General features: G+C 65.8%; 21 protein-coding genes. 15 read left to right on the top strand and 6 right to left on the bottom strand.

The features are described 5' to 3' along the window. The first annotated feature begins 2 nt into the window (after positions 1 to 2). The 14 genes from BST13_RS35215 (at position 3) to BST13_RS35155 (ending at position 15628) form a co-directional block, all read left to right on the top strand. A complete protein-coding gene (locus BST13_RS35215; protein ID WP_245839933.1) occupies positions 3 to 290 on the top strand; it encodes a hypothetical protein in 288 nt (95 codons plus the stop codon). Next, complete coding sequence (locus tag BST13_RS40280; protein ID WP_281254788.1) at positions 291 to 4712, top strand: VldE C-terminal domain-containing protein; 4422 nt, start codon at positions 291 to 293, stop codon at positions 4710 to 4712. Beyond that, a complete protein-coding gene (locus tag BST13_RS35205; RefSeq protein ID WP_083170483.1) occupies positions 4712 to 5914 on the top strand; it encodes a hypothetical protein in 1203 nt (400 codons plus the stop codon). The genes BST13_RS40280 and BST13_RS35205 overlap by 1 nt, the downstream gene beginning before the upstream one ends. Then, complete coding sequence (locus BST13_RS39230; RefSeq protein ID WP_158087254.1) at positions 5914 to 6081, top strand: hypothetical protein; 168 nt, start codon at positions 5914 to 5916, stop codon at positions 6079 to 6081. Before BST13_RS35205 ends, BST13_RS39230 begins: the two co-directional genes overlap by 1 nt. Beyond that, positions 6078 to 7844, top strand: a complete 1767-nt coding sequence (locus tag BST13_RS35200) for a Gp37-like protein (protein ID WP_083170481.1) — start codon at positions 6078 to 6080, stop codon at positions 7842 to 7844. Before BST13_RS39230 ends, BST13_RS35200 begins: the two co-directional genes overlap by 4 nt. Continuing rightward, positions 7841 to 8266 carry a hypothetical protein gene (locus BST13_RS35195; RefSeq protein WP_083170538.1) on the top strand — a complete coding sequence of 142 codons (426 nt, stop codon included), beginning with the start codon at positions 7841 to 7843 and terminating at the stop codon, positions 8264 to 8266. Before BST13_RS35200 ends, BST13_RS35195 begins: the two co-directional genes overlap by 4 nt. Beyond that, positions 8263 to 10509, top strand: a complete 2247-nt coding sequence (locus BST13_RS35190) for a hypothetical protein (RefSeq protein ID WP_083170479.1) — start codon at positions 8263 to 8265, stop codon at positions 10507 to 10509. Before BST13_RS35195 ends, BST13_RS35190 begins: the two co-directional genes overlap by 4 nt. Before the next feature lie 11 nt (positions 10510 to 10520). Beyond that, a complete protein-coding gene (locus BST13_RS35185; protein WP_083170477.1) occupies positions 10521 to 10838 on the top strand; it encodes a DUF7572 family protein in 318 nt (105 codons plus the stop codon). Beyond that, the gene (locus BST13_RS35180; RefSeq protein ID WP_142282925.1) at positions 10838 to 12004 is read left to right on the top strand and encodes a glycine-rich domain-containing protein; all 1167 of its coding nucleotides are present in this window, start codon (positions 10838 to 10840) and stop codon (positions 12002 to 12004) included. The genes BST13_RS35185 and BST13_RS35180 overlap by 1 nt, the downstream gene beginning before the upstream one ends. An 11-nt stretch (positions 12005 to 12015) precedes the next feature. Then, positions 12016 to 12294, top strand: coding sequence for a hypothetical protein (locus BST13_RS35175; RefSeq protein ID WP_083170474.1), 279 nt, complete (start codon positions 12016 to 12018; stop codon positions 12292 to 12294). Positions 12295 to 12309: 15 nt separating this feature from the next. Next, on the top strand, positions 12310 to 12693 hold the full coding sequence (locus BST13_RS35170) for a phage tail fiber protein (protein WP_083170473.1): 384 nt from the start codon (positions 12310 to 12312) through the stop codon (positions 12691 to 12693). Between the two features lie 185 nt (positions 12694 to 12878). After that, positions 12879 to 14438 carry a glycoside hydrolase family 19 protein gene (locus BST13_RS39565; RefSeq protein WP_083170471.1) on the top strand — a complete coding sequence of 520 codons (1560 nt, stop codon included), beginning with the start codon at positions 12879 to 12881 and terminating at the stop codon, positions 14436 to 14438. Continuing rightward, on the top strand, positions 14435 to 14914 hold the full coding sequence (locus tag BST13_RS35160; protein WP_083170469.1) for a phage holin family protein: 480 nt from the start codon (positions 14435 to 14437) through the stop codon (positions 14912 to 14914). The genes BST13_RS39565 and BST13_RS35160 overlap by 4 nt, the downstream gene beginning before the upstream one ends. 132 nt (positions 14915 to 15046) lie before the next feature. Continuing rightward, complete coding sequence (locus BST13_RS35155; RefSeq protein ID WP_083170467.1) at positions 15047 to 15628, top strand: hypothetical protein; 582 nt, start codon at positions 15047 to 15049, stop codon at positions 15626 to 15628. Between the two features lie 227 nt (positions 15629 to 15855). Here BST13_RS35155 and BST13_RS39225 read toward each other — a convergent pair whose 3' ends face one another. From BST13_RS39225 to BST13_RS35135, 4 genes are read right to left on the bottom strand one after another with little or no spacing between them, the layout of a single operon-like run. Then, a complete protein-coding gene (locus BST13_RS39225; protein WP_158087253.1) occupies positions 15856 to 16029 on the bottom strand; it encodes a hypothetical protein in 174 nt (57 codons plus the stop codon). A 38-nt stretch (positions 16030 to 16067) separates the two neighbouring features. Next, positions 16068 to 16463, bottom strand: coding sequence for a CDGP domain-containing protein (locus BST13_RS35145; protein ID WP_083170463.1), 396 nt, complete (start codon positions 16461 to 16463; stop codon positions 16068 to 16070). After that, positions 16460 to 16789 (bottom strand): hypothetical protein, encoded by a 330-nt coding sequence (locus BST13_RS35140; RefSeq protein WP_083170461.1) that lies wholly within the window; start codon positions 16787 to 16789, stop codon positions 16460 to 16462. Before BST13_RS35140 ends, BST13_RS35145 begins: the two co-directional genes overlap by 4 nt. 57 nt (positions 16790 to 16846) lie before the next feature. Continuing rightward, complete coding sequence (locus tag BST13_RS35135) at positions 16847 to 17140, bottom strand: hypothetical protein (RefSeq protein ID WP_083170460.1); 294 nt, start codon at positions 17138 to 17140, stop codon at positions 16847 to 16849. An 80-nt stretch (positions 17141 to 17220) separates the two neighbouring features. On the opposite strand from BST13_RS35135, the gene BST13_RS38890 reads away from it, so the two are divergent. Continuing rightward, positions 17221 to 17394: a helix-turn-helix transcriptional regulator gene (locus BST13_RS38890; protein WP_142282924.1), complete on the top strand. Its 174-nt coding sequence runs from the start codon at positions 17221 to 17223 to the stop codon at positions 17392 to 17394. Here BST13_RS38890 and BST13_RS35130 read toward each other — a convergent pair whose 3' ends face one another. Next, complete coding sequence (locus BST13_RS35130) at positions 17395 to 18390, bottom strand: tyrosine-type recombinase/integrase (RefSeq protein ID WP_245839932.1); 996 nt, start codon at positions 18388 to 18390, stop codon at positions 17395 to 17397. Between the two features lie 18 nt (positions 18391 to 18408). Further along, complete coding sequence (locus tag BST13_RS35125) at positions 18409 to 18654, bottom strand: hypothetical protein (RefSeq protein ID WP_083170458.1); 246 nt, start codon at positions 18652 to 18654, stop codon at positions 18409 to 18411. Between the last annotated feature and the right edge of the window lie 164 nt (positions 18655 to 18818).

The following is an 18818-nucleotide window of genomic DNA, read 5'->3' as shown; positions in this document are numbered from 1 at the left end:
GGGTGCTGATCCGAGATTTGTTCAAGCGCCCAGAGTCCTCGCTCGTACGAGCCATTAATGACGGCCAGCCCGGATGGTCACCGACCGATCACCTGATCGCCGACCTGTGGGCACTGCTGCTGCGGGTGAACTCCAATCCGAACAGCCCACACCCCGATCACCCGGTGCGCGCCGCGATGGAAGAAAAGGCGCGCGCCGCGGCGCACGCGGCCCGAATTGCCGAATTGAAAGCCGACTACGCGAAGCGAAAACGCGCGTACAGCAAAGAAATACGTGAGGAGGCCATGTAGGTGACGACTATCGGCTACGCGACGCTGCAGCTCATTCCGTCGCTACGCGGGGTGCGCGAAGCCATCGCCACGGCAACGCGCGACTGGTCGATCACCGCACATGTCGACGTCGACGGCGCGCGCCAGGCCGGCCTACGTGCCGGCCGTGACATTCGGCAAGGCATCGACGGTTCACGATTCGCTGCAGGCCTGCACCGGCAGGTGGAGCAGGAACTCTCGACGGCCAACGCTTCCCGTGTCGGGAATCGGTACGGCGCGAGCCTCGGCGCCTCGATGTTGTCGGGCATCCGGGCCATCAGCTCCGGTGTCGATCAGGCGGCCTCAGGCGTCGGGTCCGTCCTGCGCAACGTCGGCGCGATCGCCACCGGCACAAAGGTCGCGTCCGTTGCCGCGCAGGGGCTGTCGAAATCGCTGCTCACCGCCGGTGGCGCGCTGACACTGCTCGGCGGTGGTGGGGTCGGGAAACTGGCGGTCGGCTTACAGCTGGTGTCGCGGGCCGCCGGTAACGCGGCCCGCGACATCGGTCGAGTGACCTCGTCGTTGATCCTGCTCACCGCCGTTGGCCGCGGACTCTCGACGCTCAACCAGCTCGGGAAGATCACTGCGCTGGGAACGATCGGCTTCTCGGCACTGCTGGGTGTCGCGACCGGCGTCTCCACGCTCCTGGGCGGCCCGATGGTCGCGGCGCTCACCGCAGTGGGTGCCGCGATGGGTATCGCCGCCGGCGCGGCAGCCGGCATCCTCGGCCCCGCGCTACTCGCGCTCACCGCCGGCTTCACCGGCCTGTCCGACGCCGCCAAGGCCTACGCCAAGAGTGACGGCGGCGCATCACAAGCCAAAGCCGTTGCAACGGCGGCAAAACAGGTCGAGCAAGCGGAGAAGGGCGTCGAACGCGCCAAGCGGGAATCCCGCGACGCCGAGCGTGATCTGACGCGGGCCCGCAAGGAAGCAGCCGACCAGATCAAAGACATGAACCTCCAGCTGCGGGGCGCCGCGCTGTCCGAAAAGGACGCGCAGTTGTCCCTCCTGGAGGCGCGGCGCGACCTGCAGGACCTCGGCCGCGACGGGCAGCCGGTCGACATGATCGACCGGGAGCGCGCGGTCCTGCGGGTCCAGGAGGCTGAGCAGCGGCTCGCCGAGACGCAGAACTCCAACAATGAGCTCGCCGACAAGACGGCTGAAGCGAATCGGCTAGGCGTCGAAGGCTCCGACCAGGTTGTCCAGGCCAAGCAACGAGCGGCCGATGCCAACCAGGCGGTCATCGATTCCGAAAAGCAACTCACCGAGGCGCTGCAGGCGGTGGCCGACGCCCAGAATAAGGGCCAGTCGGGGGTTGACCCGTTCGACGCGATGATCGGCGAGCGGATGGCCCCGATGCTCGATGCGGTCAAGAACTTCCGCCACGCGGTCACCGACGAACTGTCCGTTGCCCTCGCGCCCACGTTCACCATGCTCGGCGGCCTGGCCGACAACCTGTCCCCGAAGATCGTCGGACTGACCACGACACTGGGCAGCCTCGGCAACAAGATCACCTCCGGCCTGACCGCGCCGGCAACGATGGCCGCGTTCGACCAGATGATCGCCGCATCGGACAGCTTCTTTCAACACTTCATCGGCGGCAGCGGAATCGGCGCCCTGACAACGGGAGTCGCCCAATTCGCGGCGACCGCCGCGACGACGTTTTCGGGCGTCGGCAACGGTCTCGATGGTGTTCTGGCCAAGTTCGGGAACTGGCTGGGCAGCATCAGCCCGGAGCAGATGAAAGCCGTGTTCGAGACCATCTCCCAGCAGGTCCGCAACATCGGCAACGTCGTCGCCCCGATCTTCTCCGGCCTGCGGGAACTCGGCGCGATCGCCGCGCCCGCGCTGGCCCCGGGCTTCAAGGCGATCGGCGATGCGATCGCGCAGGCGACACCGGGCGTGACGACCATGGCCCGGGAACTGATGCCGGCACTCGGGCAGGCGATGCAGAACATCGCGCCGGTCCTGCCGGGAATCGTCAACGCGTTCACCCCCTGGGCGACAGTCGTCGCGGTGCTCGCACCACACTTGGCCACCGTCGTTGCGCACCTCGGACCTTTGGCGCCGATCATCCTCGCAGTCACCCTGGCGGCCAAGGGAATCGGCGCAGCAATGATCGTGTGGAACACCGCAATGGCCGCAGCGTCGATCGCACAGGGCGTGTTCGCCGCCGCAACCGGCGCGGGCACAGCGTCCCTGGGCACCAACACCATCGCGCTCACCGCGCACAAGGTGGCCATGGTCGCCGGCGCCGCCGCCACGAAAGCCGTCACGGCCGCGCAATGGCTGTGGAACGCCGCGATGAGCGCCAACCCGATCGGCATCGTCGTCGTGGCCATCGCCGGGCTCGTCGCGGGAATCATCTACGCCTACAAGCACAGTGAGACCTTCCGCAAGGTCGTCGACGCCGCTTGGAAGGGCATCAAGGAGGCCGCGAAAGCGGTCGTCGACTGGTTCGTCGACACCGCCTGGCCCTTCCTCAAAAAGGTCTGGGAAGCGATCGGCACCGGATGGAACTGGCTCGTCGACACCGCCGGCAAGGTATGGACCGGGATCAAAGACAAGTTCACCGCGATGGTCGACTGGTTCAAGGGCCTGCCCACCGCGATCACCAACGCCGCCAAAGGAATGTGGGAAGGCCTCAAGAACGGACTTGTTGCGGTGCTCAACTGGATCGGCGACAAGTGGAACGCGTTCGCCGACGCTCTGAGCTTCCACATCCCGAACCCGTTCGGCGACGACATCAACGTCAGCATTCCGAAACTGCCCAAGTTCGTCGCCGCCGAGGGCTTCTCGTTAGGCGGATACACCGGGAACCTGCCCACCAAACAGATCGCCGGTGTGGTGCACGGCGACGAGCAGGTCATCAAAGCGTCATCGCGACGCATGATCGAGGCAGCACACCCCGGCCTGCTCGACCACATGAACGCCACCGGGCAACTACCCGGCTACGAGCTGGGCGGTCGCGTCGGTTCACCGGTGAACAAGAGCGCCACCGCTGAGGGGCTCAACGCTGGCGCCGATTATCTGCGCACGCTGATCATGAAGACGTGGCCGCAGATTACCCGCATCGGCGGCCGTCGCGCCGAAGACGGCTACGGCGAGCACTCAACGGGCAACGCCATCGACATCATGATCCCGAACTACGGATCGCCGGAAGGCAAAGCGACCGGTGACGCGATTCTCGCGTTCCTCCAAAAGAACGGCCCTGCACTGCAAGTCGACGGCATCATCTGGCGGCAGACCAGCTACGGCTACGGCGGCGCGCTGACCGCCGGCACCGGCATGAGCGACCGCGGCAGCGACACCCAGAACCACATGGACCACCTCCACGTGATCCTGGGCAAGGGGAGAGGAGCTGGAGCGACACCAGTGGCCGCTCCGACCTCGCCGCTGTCGGGCGCAGCCGATTCAGGGGCCAATTCAGCCACGTCGTCGCCGTCTGATCTCAGCGGCTTGCAGGGCATTACGGATCGCAGCGCGCTCATGGCCCAAGCCGGAACTGGATCGGGGTCAGGGTCGTCAGGTAGCTATCCGACGACGCTGTCTGGCTGGGCAGGATTCGCGGCCGAGAAGTTTGTTGGCGGCCAAGTGTCCTCGCTGCTTGGGGTGCTGGGTATCCCAGACTCCCCGTCCTGGCTGCAGGGAGTCAGCTCCCTCGTCGGCGGCATATCGGTGTCCGACAAGGACGGCAACAAGATCTTCGGCGGCGGCGGATCAACCGGCGGTGGGCTGGCGTCACTGTTCAGCGGTACCGGAACAGGATCCCAGCCGCATGCGGGTACCGGTGCGGCACCTGGGCCAACGGATCAAGCGACGCCGGCGGCGAAGGCCACGCCTGGTGCCGATTGGGATGCGATGGCGCAGAAAGAGTCCGGTGGTAACTGGGCGATCAACACCGGCAACGGCTACTTCGGTGGTCTGCAATTCGATCAGCCGACGTGGGACGCGTACGGGAAGCAGTTCGCGGCGCGCGCCGATCTCGCGACCAAGGAGCAGCAGATCGAAGCTGCCGAGGCCCTGTTGCGAGATCGCGGCGCCGACGGGCCCAAGGCGTGGCCGAACACCTGGACGCCGTATACGCCGCCCGCTACGCCGCAAAAGAAGCCGTGGTGGGGCCAGCCGAAGCTGTACGACACCGGCGGCTGGGTCGACGAGGGTGTGCACCTGGTGGAGAACCGGTCGGGCGGACCCGAACCGCTTATGACCCAGGACTATTGGCGCATCGCGCAGGATGGAATCAAGGTGGCAATGACAATGGCCAAGGGCTTCACCGGCGGCGGCGGTAAGCAGCTGCCACCGGTGACCTACAACATTCAGGCGCGCGACACCGAGGATGCGTTCATTCGAGCGCAACGCCAGGAACGTGAGCGGGCCGCGGCGAAATTGCAGAGGTTCTGATGGCCGTCGCAACGATCACCCTCGAATCGGACAATGGTGATTCGGTCGTGGTGTCCGCGCCCAACGATGCCTACCTGGGCGACGACATCATTCTGGACACCGACCCGAATGGCCTCTACGACACCGGGTTCACCGTGCGAACCCTGTCCGGTGCGTTCGAGCCGGGCGGCCGGATCGTCGGTGACACCATCCCAATCCGGGAGATGGTGTTGCCGTTCTGGCTCACCCCCGAGTCCCGGCCGCGGTTCCAACGGCTCTGGGGCACACCGGGCAACTTCCGCAAGGTCAAGTGGCACTACGACGGGCCATCGGGACGCCGGTCGCTCACGCTGCGGCTGTCCAAGGAAATCCAGTACACCACCGAGGACGGGTTCGACGCCGACATCGACCAGGAGTATCACGCCGTCGTCTCCGTGATCGCGGTCAACCCGATGTTCGAGGGCACCGAAACCGTTGCCTCGTGGGAGAATCCGGCCGACCGGTTCACGATCAAGATCCAGGCCGATGGCGGCAACTTCACCCTGACATACGGCGCCAACACGACCGGCAACCTGCCGTTCAACGCAAACGCGGCCACCATCAAGTCGGCGCTGGAGGGCCTCGCATCGGTGGGCGCTGGGAACGTCACCGTCACCGGAACGGCGGCCACAACGACGTCTGCGAGCAATCTCGTTGTCCTGTTCACCGGCCCGGCCGCCGGCAGCAGCACCCTCACCGGCACGAGAGTCAGCCTGACTGCGGGGGGCATATGGGGCGATCTGGGACTGGTGCAGGGCAAGGTCACCGTCGCCGGGGAGTGCATCGGTTGGTTCGAGGTGTGGAACCCGACCGATCAGAACCTCTGGCTCGAATGGGAATTCGACCCGGCGAAGGCCTGGCAGTTCCCCGACTTCGGGTTCGGTCAGGAACGTAGGTGGAACCGCCCGGTCGGGTCGGATGCGGCGCGGATGATCGTCACCCAGGAACTCACCCAGTTGCTGTCGGTGATGTCTGACCCGTTCATGGACACCTACGTCAACGCTGACTTATCCAATGCCGCTGGGCTTTTCAACGGTGTCGAACCTGTGTATCCGGTCCCACCGTATACCGGGACTGTCGATGATCCGGTGCTGATGCCGGTGGTGTGCAACGGGCCGAAGGGTGCGAAAGCCACGTTGCGGCAACGCCGATTCTGGTCAGCCGAGTCGGGGTTGGAGGCCTGATGAAGATCACCGACAAAGGTAAGGCGGTCATCGAGTCCGGCCTGTCGCTTCGGCAGGCGCACGAGATCGAGACCGGATGCTCCCAGCGCCGCCCATGTCGCGACTGCGACGAGGAAATGCGGCGCCTCTGGTACGGCGATGCGTATAGCGACGAGGGTGACGAATGACGATTGCGACGTTCGCGGAGCCGTTCACCGGCACCGATCACGAGGACTTCGCCGCGTGGGCGCGGGAGCTGCGTGAGTACCGCATCGAACGCGCCTACGACCGGCCGAAAATCTGGCTCTACGACGGCGACTGGGTCTACCGCGGCCAGGTGCACGGCGAGCTCGGCGGCAGAGTCACACCGGTCGTCAACGAGACCGGCGTCATCCAGCTGCGGCTCCCGATCGACCTCGATGACCGGAGGCGAACCTGGGCGGCGTTCTGGGCGCTCGACGAGGAAGCGCGCGGCACCAGCAATATCCACGTCCGCATCGAGACGATGGGCGCCCGCCTCTGCGGCCGGATGAAGCCGCAGAACGGCGTGACCGTCGTGCGGGGCGACAAGGGCGACGAGGTGGTTATCGACTTCCTCGACGACATCGAGGAACTGAAATTCGTTCACACAGCAGGTAATCCATTCCTGCCGGTGTCACTGATCCAGCAGCCCAAGGCCTGGATGATGTACCTGCAGGCCGATCACGCGCTGCTGCTGACGATGGCGTGCAACCTGCTGCGCCTACAGCTGACCAACATTGACATCGGCGACCTGATGAAGTTGCTCGACCCGGCGAACTGGACCATCGAAGGGTTGGTGGATGCGCTGCGGGGGTTTTGGCAGCAGTCACAGATCGTGGTCAAGCCCCGCAACTTCGGCGATTCTGTCGCGCCGCTGGCTCTGGTCGTCGGGTCCATCAAGACATCGATGTTCGATGTGGCAGCACCGATCCTCGAGGACGCGGAGCTGCAGTGGGATTTGCGGCGGTGGTTCACCGGCGACCCGGAGCCGTGGCCCGGCGCGGGAACCAACTGGCGCAACGGAACCCTGTTCGTCGGCATCGTCAACAAATCTGGGTTCCGCGAAGGCACGAGCATCGGCGGCAACCTGCTCACCGGCCTGACCCGCACGATCGCCAACGTCACGTCCAATCATGTCGAGGACTCCTACGACCTGTTCACCGGGGAGACGATCGACGAGACCGGCTACCGGCTGCCCGGCATCCTCGGGACGCTGCCCGCGCACCCCTACGTCATCTACCGCGACGGCGACATCACCGGCATCCAAACCTCGGAATTCTCGCGGTCACCCGGCGGGCCCGGCCGCATCACCGTCGGTGGCCAGTCAATGCCCGGCGTCAACGAGCTGATCTCGGCGGCCGTGAATTATGCCGGTGACGTCTTGGGCGACAACCTGGGCGCGACGATCAGCGCAGTCGTTGGCTACACCATTTCGGTTGGGTCGCTCGGCGGTGCGTTGGACAGCTTCCTGAACCCGATCTATAAGGACTCGATCCTCGCCTATATGTCGGTACCGCTGCTGCTGCGGGTCGCCAAACAGGGGTGGGGCCACTACCTGGAGACCACCAGCACCAACGTCACCCAGGCGTTCACCGCGCTGTCCGTGATGGATCTGCGGCGTCGACGGCGCGAGACCGACCCCGACACCGATTTCACCCTGACGGTCGCGAACGCGGCTCCATGGCTGATCGGCGACAACGGGTTTGGGCACTGGTGGCTCGGTGATCGGGTTGGCGGAACCTCGAAGTACCTCATGCCGCGGGTGTTCGTGCGCCGGTGCCGCCAGCTCGACATCGCTTGGGGCGACGGCAAGGGACTCGGCATCGATGCCACCTTTGGCGCCACCCGCCGCGACGCGGATGCGATCGAGAAGCTGGCGGAGCTGACGGCGAAGGCGATGAGTGGACTGAACCAGATAGGACTGTGGTGAGCAAAAAGAGTCGGCGGATATCCGGCGCGAGTGCGAAAGCGATCGCGGACAAGGTTATTGAGTCTCAGGTCATTCCGAAGAAGATCCCGGATGTCGGCGACATCGAGGGCCAGACGAAGGCGATCGGCGGGGCGCTGGCGTCAGCGCTGCTGACGGCGACAGAGATGCCGTTGCACCTGCTGCAGCCTGTGGTCGGTGATCTGGCGGCGCAGCTCGTCGCGCTCGGGGTGCGGCAGACTGAGCACATCGACCCGGAGGCCGTGCACGCGCCGGCGTGGATCACTGATGGGGTGCGGGAGCGGTCGGTCAAGCTGCCGGATCCGCCGCAGCACACCGACGGTGAGCCGTTCGTGGCGCGGACCGCGACCGCGCCGACACCGCCGAAGCGGATCGCGAAGGCGGCTCGGGCGGTGCAGGCGTGACCACACCGGGTGGCGTCACGAACCTGCCGGTCGAAGCACTCACGCTCGATAAGCTGGCCAGTCGGCTGCAGGACATGTCCCCGTCGGCGATGCGGGGCCGCGCTGCTGAACGGTTCCCATCCATTTTCGATGGGTCCAGCGGCGGCCATCCCCTCACGGACCTGACCCCGTTCGGGATCCTGACGAGGATCTGGGCGGAATTCAATTCAGCTGTCGCCAACGCTGATCCGGCCGATGTCCAGGGTCCCGAGGACCTGCCGAACCTGCTGCTCAAGTTCATCGAAGACCTGCCGGTCGTCGGCGAACTGGTCGGCCTGCTGGAGGCCATCCTCGGCACCTACGACGGCGATGACCCGGTACTGCTGCAAATCCAGGACATCTTCGGGATCTTCCGGGTCCTGTTCGCAGGCCTCGACTTCACGAACCCGTCGTCAATGGACCCCGCGGCGATATGGCACACGGTCGTGTCGACGTTCCTGCTGCCGCTCAACCTGCTGCTGGGTCCGAATTCGCCGCTCCCGGCGGCGAATCTGTTTGGCCCGATTCAGTTGCCGCAGTTCGCCGGTGGGGTGCCGATCCCGTTCCTGACGACCGCGGTACCGAACCTGTTGGAGCGGTTCACGGCGACATCTGTGCCGAACAACGACGGCTGGTCGTACGACGCGGCAGCCGACGCGGCCAAGGTGATCTGTGACGGCACCGCGAAAATCCTCTATCTGAAGTCCGGTGTCATCAAGGTCGAACCCGACCAGCCGCTGAACACCGAGATCAAGGTGAAGTACTCCGGGGTGAGTTCGACGGCAGGCCAGGGTATTCGGTACGTGCTGGAGACGTTCGCCTCGGCCGATGGTTCCGGCCCGGCGACACCGGTAGTCCTCGGGTCGATTCCGAACCCGTCGGGCACCATCAGTTCACCTGTCACGCTGGGTGATTCGGAGTGGGACATCCCCGCCGGGGTGCAGTCGGTGCGACCCGCCCTGACAAACGACCCGCTGGCGGCCGGCGCGGTGTACTGGCTCAACACACCAGTGCTGAAAATCCCGCCGGTCGGGGTGCTCGCCGACGGGCTGCCCGCAGCCATCCAGGCACGCATCAACGAGCTGAACAACCTGCTCGACGCGCTGCTCCACGCCCCGGCCACGGTGCTGGGGATGCTCGGCATGGATCGCATCACCGGCCTGCTCGACCTCAAGACGATCCTGGAGACGATCCGCGACATTCTCGCGGGTATCCCCACCGTGCCGTCGCTGCCGGTTCTGCAGGACATCAAGGACTGGTGGACTTCGCTCGGGCAGAAGACCCAGAAGCTGATGGCATCCGGGCAATTGAACGGCGCGGACATCACCGGCACCGTGCCGAAGACGGTGGTCGAAGGCCTGGTCGACCTCGGCGACACCGTCACCGACGGCCTCGCCGGCATCTTCAACGGATGGTTCGGGTCCGGCGGCACCGGGACCCCGGCTCAGGCTCAACAGACCATCGAGGCGATCCGCGATGCGGTGATCGCCGGATTCAACGTCACCACGTTCACGTCGTCACAGACGAACTGGGTGCGCCCGACGGGCATCACCGAGGCCATCGCGGTGCTGGTCGGCAGCGGCCAGCCCAGCAGTCCCCCGTCAGGAAAGATCGGGGGCAATCCGGGGCTGGACGGTTCGTACCTCGTGCAGCCGCTCGACGTAGCCACGCTGCCCGCGCAGCTCGATATCGCGGTCGGCACCAACGGTGCCCGGTCTTATGTGCGGGCCGCGACCGGGAACCACACCGGCACGGTGCTCGCTCAGTCGCCGTCGCCTGGTTCCCCGGGTGGTATCGCCACTGCATTCGGGTTCACCCCGACCAGCTCGCAGCCGGGGCAGGGCGGCAAGGGCGGCAACGGCCAGGACGCGATCAACACCCCCAACACGGCCTCCACCCCCGGAGACCCGGGAACGTCCTCCACGCTCGGCACTGGCGGCCTGGGCGGCACCACCACATCAGGCGTCGGCAACAACGGCCAGCCTGGCGGGTCCGTTTCGGCGGGCGCCGCCACCAAGTGCGGTGGTGGCGGCGGTGGTGGCGGGGCCGGCGGAACCGGTGCCGTGGTCGGTGTCGGTCGAGCCGGCGGCAACGGCGGGGCCGGCGGCTTCCCCGGTGGTGGCGGCGGCGGCCCTGGCGCTGGCTCGCGGGGCAGCACCAGCAATGGCGCAGACGGTGCGGTCGGCCCGGGCGGCGCCGGGTGTGTCTGGATCTTCACGCGATGACAGGAGATGCAGTGTCTACAGCAAGTCTTGTGGCGGAAGCGCTTCCGCAGTTCGCACCGACCACGAACCACTACGCCTGTTCGGACGGCTGGTATCTGCTGGTGACGGTGCACGACCGGCTCGCAGTGGCGACCACGCCATCCATGCCGTTCGACATCCCCATCGCCCGATCACATCTGCCGGCCAGCGCCGAGGTATTCCTCTGCGACGAACACGCGACCGTGCTCGATGCTGACGGTGACCCAGCCAACGGCATGACACCGCTCGCGCTGGTCGACGCTGATACACACGCCGCGGCGCTGGTATCACTGGGTTACACGGTGGCGTAGTGGCCTGGTCCACCACCCCACCACCACCGTTAATCCCCAAACCGGGCTGGACCACAGACCCGACGATTCCGAAACCGCCCGGAGGGCAACAGCAGTGGTGGGTCGTGCTCAGTCTCGGCACCGCGCTGACCGTGCAGGTGGTCAGCGACCTGGAGCTGCAGGCGCTCAAGGGCCTCGACGTGGTGCGTGCGATCACCGCGACACGGCAGCTCGCAATACAGGCCGTGTACCGACTCGTCCTCGACCGGCCGATCACCGTCACCCGAAACCTGTCGTTACAGGCCACATTGCAACTCGACGTGGCCGCGGCCGTCGAGATCGAACGCGCCTTATTCCTATCGCGAGTCATGGGCATCGACCTGGCGCAGGCCGTCACCTGGTCGGCCGCAGTAAACCTGCAGAAAATCCGGCCAATCGACCTCACACAGGCCATCACCGTTCCGCGCGCGATCAACCTCGATCGGGTCGTCCCCGTGGGGTTCAGCCAGACCATCACGGCCAGCCGAAGCCTGGAATTGCAGCGCCTCAGCCTGATCGACACCGCCACCACCCTCATGGCCAATCGGGCACTGGCACTGAGCTTCCCACCGACCGGGCTGCCTGCGCCTCAAACATTCACCACGGTCGGCCCCTACAGCTACGTGTTCCCGCGCAACTGCGACTTCATCGACCGCGTCCTCATTGGCGGTGGTGGCGGCGGTCAGGGCGGCCAGGGCACCGGCATCGCAGGGTGCGGTGGATACGGCGCCCAGTGGGCCGGTGACACGCTTCAGCGAGGGGTCACGATGCCGTGGGATGTCACAGCGATCACCGGTGCCGTCGGTGACGGTGGCGCCGGTGGCCCTTCCAACCCCGCCTTCAATCAGCCTGGTGTAGACGGTGATCCGACCACCGCAACATTTGTCGGAGCCGGGTCGACGCTGACAGCCGCCGGTGGACTCAAAGGCGACGCCGTGATCAACGGGCAGAACGGCAAATCGCCCGGCAACTTCACATGGAACGGCATCACCTATATAGGTGGCGCTGCGGTCACCTCCGGCACGGCCGCACCCGGCAATCCACCTGGCGGCGGGGGTCGCGGCGGCAACCTCGGCGCGTTCGGCATCGGTCAATCCGCTGGCGGCAAAGGTGCTCGTGGCCAGGCGTGGTTCCGCGCCTACCAATGACACTCGATGAGATGCGGTCAGAACTGGCTCGCATCACGTACAAGCCCGGGTGGGAATTCACCCTCTACGACACCGGCGGTGAGTTGCAGCTGGCCGTCGTTACACCGGAAGTGCCGTGTTCGCGCGGTGGGCCACCAATCCGCGTTGGGGCACCGACGACTATTCCGCCGACCCGAACACGCACCGAGTTCCACGCTTTCGTCCGAGCCGCTATCGACACCGTCGAATCTCATGAGATCGACGAATGGCTCAAGGTCGATGGCCATCCCATGAATGACCCGCACAAGTAAAGGGAGGCAACACCAATGCCGTACGGCGTCTCGTCCTATCTGGCGAACAAGCTGCTTGATCACACATTCCGCAACATCGCCTACACACCGCCGGCAACGGTCTACGCCAAGATGCACACTGGGGACCCGGGCGCGGCGGGTACCGCGAACGCCAGCTCGGTGGCGACCCGCTACGCGTGCTCATGGAACGCCGCCGCATCGGGTTCGATCGCGATGAACAACACCCCGGAGCACACCCTGGGCGCGTCGGAAACTATTGCTGGGGTCAGCTTCTGGGACGCATCGACTGGAGGCAACTTCCTGTACTCGGCAGCAGCGTCGGTGTCAAAAGGTGGCACGTCTGGCGACATCATCAGAATCAACACGAACAGCATCGGTTTCACCCCGATCGCGACATGATCCGCGGCGTCGCTGTCCTCACCGCCGCCATGCTCGCTGGACTCGCCCTGGCCGCCGCGATCTTCTGCGTCGGCGTCGAGATCCAGGACGGCCACGAAGACCTGGCCGTCTGACCCGAAACCTACTGCGAAGCCGCGACTCTCGCCGGAGCGCGGCTTTCGTCGTCTCAACAGGAAGGAACCCGCGTGACCTTTATCGTGACCCGGCAACGCGCGCAAGAGGTGCACGATCTCGCGCGCGCCCGCGCCGGCCTGGGCTATGACTACGGCGGTGCGTTCACCCGCAACCCGCGGGACTCGACCGACTGCTCCGGGCTCGTGCTGCAAACCGCCGCCTGGTACGGCGGCCGGGCGGACTGGCCCGGAAACCGGTACGGCTCAACCGAATCGTTCCGCCTCGATCACAAGATCGTCTACGACCTCGGATTCAAGCGGATGCCACAAGGCGGGCCGGCGGCGTTGCCGTTCAAGCCGGTCATGCTCGTCGGTCTGCAGCACGGTGGTGGGGGGGAGTTCTCGCACACCGCGTGCACGCTGATGACGATGGACATCCCCGGCGGGCCGGTGAAGATGTCCGCCCGCGGTGTCGACTGGGAGTCCCACGGCAACGTCAACGGCGTCGGTGTCTCCCTCTACGACGGTGCCCGCGCGTGGAATGACCCGCTGTTCCACGACTTCTGGTACCTCGACGCAAAACTGGAAGATGTACCTACCGTGCCCGGTAGTCCCGACGCGGTCGACGTGCTCGCCCGCGCGACCGGCCTCACCCCCGAGCGGGCCGCGCAGATCCTGCCCACGATGTCCGGCGGCCTGAGACAGGCCGAATGCACCACGCCGCCGCGGAGTGCGGCGTTCATCGCCAACACCGGGCATGAGTCAGCCAATTTCAACGCCACTGAAGAGTACGCATCCGGTGATGCCTACGAGGGCCGCAAGGATCTGGGCAACACGCAACCCGGCGACGGCCGCCGGTTCAAGGGCCGCACATGGATCCAGATCACCGGGCGCGCCCACTACACGGATTTCTCCCGGTGGGCATTCGACCGCGGATTGGTGCCGTCGCCAACGTATTTCGTCGACCGCCCGACCGAGCTCGCCGACCTCCGGTGGGCCGGCATCGGCGCCGCCTGGTACTGGAAGGTGCAGCGGCCGATGAACGCCCTTGTCGACGCCGGTGAGAACGCGCGGTGGGGCGACTACCGCGGCTTCGCAGCAGTCACAGCCGCCATCAACGGCGGTACGACCGGCATCGACGAACGCCGAGCCAGATACAACCGCGCCTTGGCGCTCGGCGATCAACTGCTCACCCTCACCGCCCCATCCAAACCCGTTGACCCACTGGAGGAACTGCTGATGTCCGACCTGGAAGTTGAATCCCTGTCCATCTACGCCACCCCGGGCGAGCCGAAGATTCCGATCGTCCGCATGGTCCAGTCGATCGATGCTGCCCTTCACCGCGGGGAGATCGTCGAACCGGATGCCGCGCTCGGCGACCCCGACGCACTGTCTCGGATGCTGCGCACCGCGGCTGGCAAGGGCAAGTACGGCACTCTGCCCGGGCCGGTCAACCACGCCAGGAACAAGCTCGCCAAGATCGCGGCCGAAAACCCGCCCGCGCTCAGCTATCTCGTCGCTGCAGCCGCGGGCGGCGACACCACAGCGCGCGACGTCCTGAGCGTCATCGAAGCCACTAACCCTGCAGCCTTGCAGGCGTTCATCAACTCGCAGAAGGGATCTCAGAAGTGAGCAAGACCGACGATCAGAAGGCCAAGATCCGGCAATACCGCTACACCGCGGCCGCGGTGATCACCGTGGTTGGCACGCCGCTGGCGGTCGCGCTCGTCGAGGGCGGCGTGTCGAAGTGGGTTGCCGTCGCCGTCGCGGCCGCGAGCATGCTCACCGGCGCAGCGGGGTCGGCGGCAGCCGCGTCCAAGACCCGGTCGCAACGCGCCGACGGCGTGTTCGACGAACCGGCCCCCGAACCTGAACCCGTCTCGCCGGCCGATCAGATCATCAACGCACTGCCCGCGGTGATCGGGAACGTCGCGCATGCCACCTCGGAGTTTGATCGTGTGAAGCAGGCCGCCAGCGATGCGCTGGGGGCAGCGGTGCCGGTGCTCGGTCCGCTCGTGCAGCAGGCCATCAACATCACCGGCAGCGCGGCGGATCGCGACGAGCTTCTTCGTCAGCAAGCTGCTCGGTACCCCGGCATTGGGCTCTGATGCCGGGACCCGTGTGGTTCCTGGCCGGGGTGCTGGTGTGGCCCACGATCTACGTCGGATCGTGGGCCATTGCCTGGCTGCGCTACCGGCGGTCGCGGTGATCACCGCCGGAGTGAAGGGGCCCTGTGAACAGTGAGTCTGGCCAGTTCGATCGCCGATGCCATCAGCACCGCTACGGCCGACTATCAACCCGACGACATGATCGACGTGCTCGGCCTTTTGGTCTCGAACCTGCCCGCGATCATCGCCGCAATCGCCGGATGCTCAGCGTTGGTCGTTGCGATCCGCGGCCAACGCAAAGGGAAAGAGCGTTGGGAGGGCGACCGCAAAGTACTCAACGACGTCAAGGTGAACACCGAAGCGGTTCGCGACGAGGTGAAGAACGAGCACATCGATGACAACCTCCGTCACCAGCTCGATCGCGTCGAGGCAGCGCAGAAACTCGCTGCGGCCGAGCAGAAGCGGACCAACGAACAGTTCGCGGAGATGAACCGACGCCAGGCCGAGATGAACCAACGACAGGCCGATATGCGGTCGCGTCAGATCGAACACGGCCGCGACATCAACGGCCTCCGCGAGGACGTCGGCGCGGTGCGTGACGACATGGGCGGCCTGCGTGGCGAACTGCGTGACGACCGCACCAACCTTCGCGAATTCAAGGCCGGCGTCAACGGGTTCATCAAGCGGGTACACCCCGGCGAGGACCCGCTGTGACGCCGTAGCCGCGCACAAGGGGGCCGCCTCTGACCTTCCGGGTCGGGGCGGCTCTTTTGTCGTCGGTGGGCGCTATCGTGTGCGCGTGCCCGAACCCGGCGAACTCATCCAGGAAGGCGATCGGTGGGTGATCGTCGAGCCGGAAGCCTGCCCGAACGGCCACCGGTTCGGCCTCAGTGGCGGCGCGCTGGTGCAAGACCTGCGCGACGTCGACCTACGGGCCGCCGCTACGCCCCGACTGCACCCTGGTCACCGGGCCCGGCGTCCGCGAGTACTGACCGCTCATCGAGGAGCCGGTCCATCACCGCGGTAGACCGCACCGGGTGGCCGGCCTCCGCGCACGCTCGCCGATACGCGGCCAGCACGCGCAGCTCGGCGTCGACGACCTCGATAGTCCTCATGACCATTAAGACGCAGGCGACGCGCGGTCGGTTCCGAGCTATCCGAGGTGTCCGGGCTCGCCCGACGGGATGGTGTCAGGGGTGACGACGTAGATATCAATGTTGCGACTTGCCTCAATGACGTCCCGTGAATCCTTCGCCCAGCTCGGGCACCCACCCTCATAGAGGACGCCGAAGCATGTGCTGTGCACGTATCGCGGGTGCCACAGTGCGCGGTACCGCCGCCATGAGCCGTCCGGCCGGATCGGGTCATCGCATATCGATCGGACATACGGATTGAGACCAAGGAACGGGATGGACTCGCAGCCTGGATCGTTGCTCGTCGGGTAGCGGTCGCTCGTCAGCCACTGCTCCACGTCGGCCTGGGCGGGGGCAGCGAGACCCACCGTTGCCGCCGCGAGCGGAGCGATCAGCGAGAGAACCCACTTGCTCATGACGGATCACCGTAGGTCCGAGCAACCCGCTTGACGACGCCGAGGTACTCCGAGCACTGCCGCTCGACCGACTCCCATACGATGTCGATCGAACTTTCCTGATCCCAGCCATCGGACTGGTAGCGATCGATCAACGCACCAACCGAGTCGGCCGTGCCGCCGGCCTGGTCGAGGATCACGCAGTTGCGCTGGCTGTTGGCCCAGATCTCGCCCTGCTCGTCTGGAGTGATCAAGCCGAACACGTCGGGCTCCGCGTGCGCCGCAGGGGCCTGCATGATCCCAGCAGCAATGCCCACGACGGCGATCAGCGGCACCAGCACCTTCATGGCCGGTGAGCGTACAACCAGCTCGCTGCGTCTTGTGACAGACCTGTCAAAAAGCTGTCAGTCCACGACGCGGAGATGCGGCCGGGCCAAGCCGCGAGAGTTGCCCGCCGCGTGTCGATAGGCGATCGCGATGCGCTGTGCCATCTTTGCGATCACATCGTCGGTCACGTACATCTTTGCGGCTTGCCGGCCGATCCTCATCAGCGCGGCCAATTGGTCCAGGTGGTCCGAGATGTCATCACGAGCAGCGGCCATGACGTCGTCGGGCATCTGTAGGCCGTGTCGCTCAGACAGGGTCTTCGCGAGCAGTGCGGCACGTTCGTCCAGCCAGGGTGATCGGCGCGCAGGCATGGGAACCGACCCTAACGAGCGGATGTACTCAACGGGACACCCAAACGGATACACCCTTTCGGGTACTTACCGTCGGCGCAGTGGTCAGATACCTGAGCGTCACCGAATTTGCCGACAGAGCTGGCCTATCCCGCAACACCATCAAGGCCTACGCCATGATCCCCGGCCGGCTCCCTGAACCTGACGCGATCGTCGGCCGGGTCAAGGGCTGGCTGCCGGAAACTATCGATGCGTGGATCGCCAAACGCGCCTGATTACGCCGCCTCGGCCGCAGTCTCGCTCTGCGAATCCCGGTCGTCGCTCTCGCACCATTGCTCGATGACGCGCCGCATCTGGTCGGTTACGGTCGCGACAGGGTCGACGCGGAACGGATCGAGCAGCTCGATACCCTCGGCGCGCCGAGCGTTGGACACCTGGGTGTAGATCTCGGTGGTGGCCAAGTTCTGGTGACGTAGCAGCGTCTGGACGACACGTACGTCAACCCCCGCTTCCAGCAACGCCGTGCCGAACCAGTGCCGCAGGCAATGAGCCGAGCCTGGCACGCCTGCGCGGACCATGGTTTCTTTGATGGTGCCGCAGATCGATTCGCGGCGTTGGTGGCCACGGTCCACTCCGGGAAACCAGTAGCCCCGACGGGGCATCTGGTAGGCGATTTCGAGGACGCGGTGATGCAGGGGGAGTGTCGCGGTGAAACCGCCCTTCCCGGTGACGGTCACGGTGCGTGCAATCAGGTCGAAGTCTTCGCCCTTGACCTTGGCGATCTCGTGGGCGCGGAACCCCTGAAACGCAGCCAGCAGCAGCATTGCACGGGTGCGGCGTCGGGCACGTACCTTGAGCAGGCGTTGGACTCCCTCGTTGGTGACCGGATGGGGGATACCCTTGGAACGCTTCGGGGCGTCGATCATGACCATGGGGTTGTCGAGTCGGCGGCCAGTTTTCTGGAGCCAGAGGAACCACGCGTTGAGGTGGGTGTAGTAGGTCCAGCGGGTGTTGGCGGACCAGTCGCCGCCTTCGGCCAGCCAGGTGACGACGTGATCGATCTGGGCGTGCTCAGGATTAACGTTGCACCACTGGGCCATGCGGTGGACGGCTTGCGTGCGCTCGTGGACCGTGCGGGCGGACAGTGATTGTGCGAATTGCCAAGTGCGCCAGATTGTTAACGACATGTGTTGGTTCCCCTCGAACCGTGATTTAACTACCGCGTCACTGTGCAACACCTGATGATCACCTGACAGGAAAACGACGGTCACCGTTGAATCACCATTCGATCACGAGCCGGTCACTGATCGGCGAGCCCCGAGCACCTGCTCACCGATCCATGCCACCCACTCGCGCGCATCGGGCTCGGAGTAGGCCGCCAGCGGACCGTTCGGCGGGCCGGGCTCATAGCTGAAGATCTCCCAGTGCCCGTTGACATGGATAGCCGCAGCCAGGAGCGAGCCGGCGCCGTCGACAACTCGGAGACGTGGATTGCCGGCCTCCGTGGTGCCGCGGACGATCTCGACGGCGCTCATGCGGGGATCGGCTCTGTGGCGGGCCGGTCAGCTGGCGGGGTGCGGCGTGGCCGGATGGGGATCACGGGCGCGGGCTCTGCCTCGGGGTCTAGTGCGCCATTAGAGGCCCAATGGTCGCCTAGTAATGAATAGGTCGGGGGTTCGATTCCCCCAGGCGGCTCCAT

The sequence above is a fragment of the Mycobacterium aquaticum genome (assembly GCF_002086485.1).
Lineage (GTDB): Bacteria > Actinomycetota > Actinomycetes > Mycobacteriales > Mycobacteriaceae > Mycobacterium > Mycobacterium aquaticum.
This window is presented reverse-complemented; position numbering and strand designations above follow the sequence as displayed.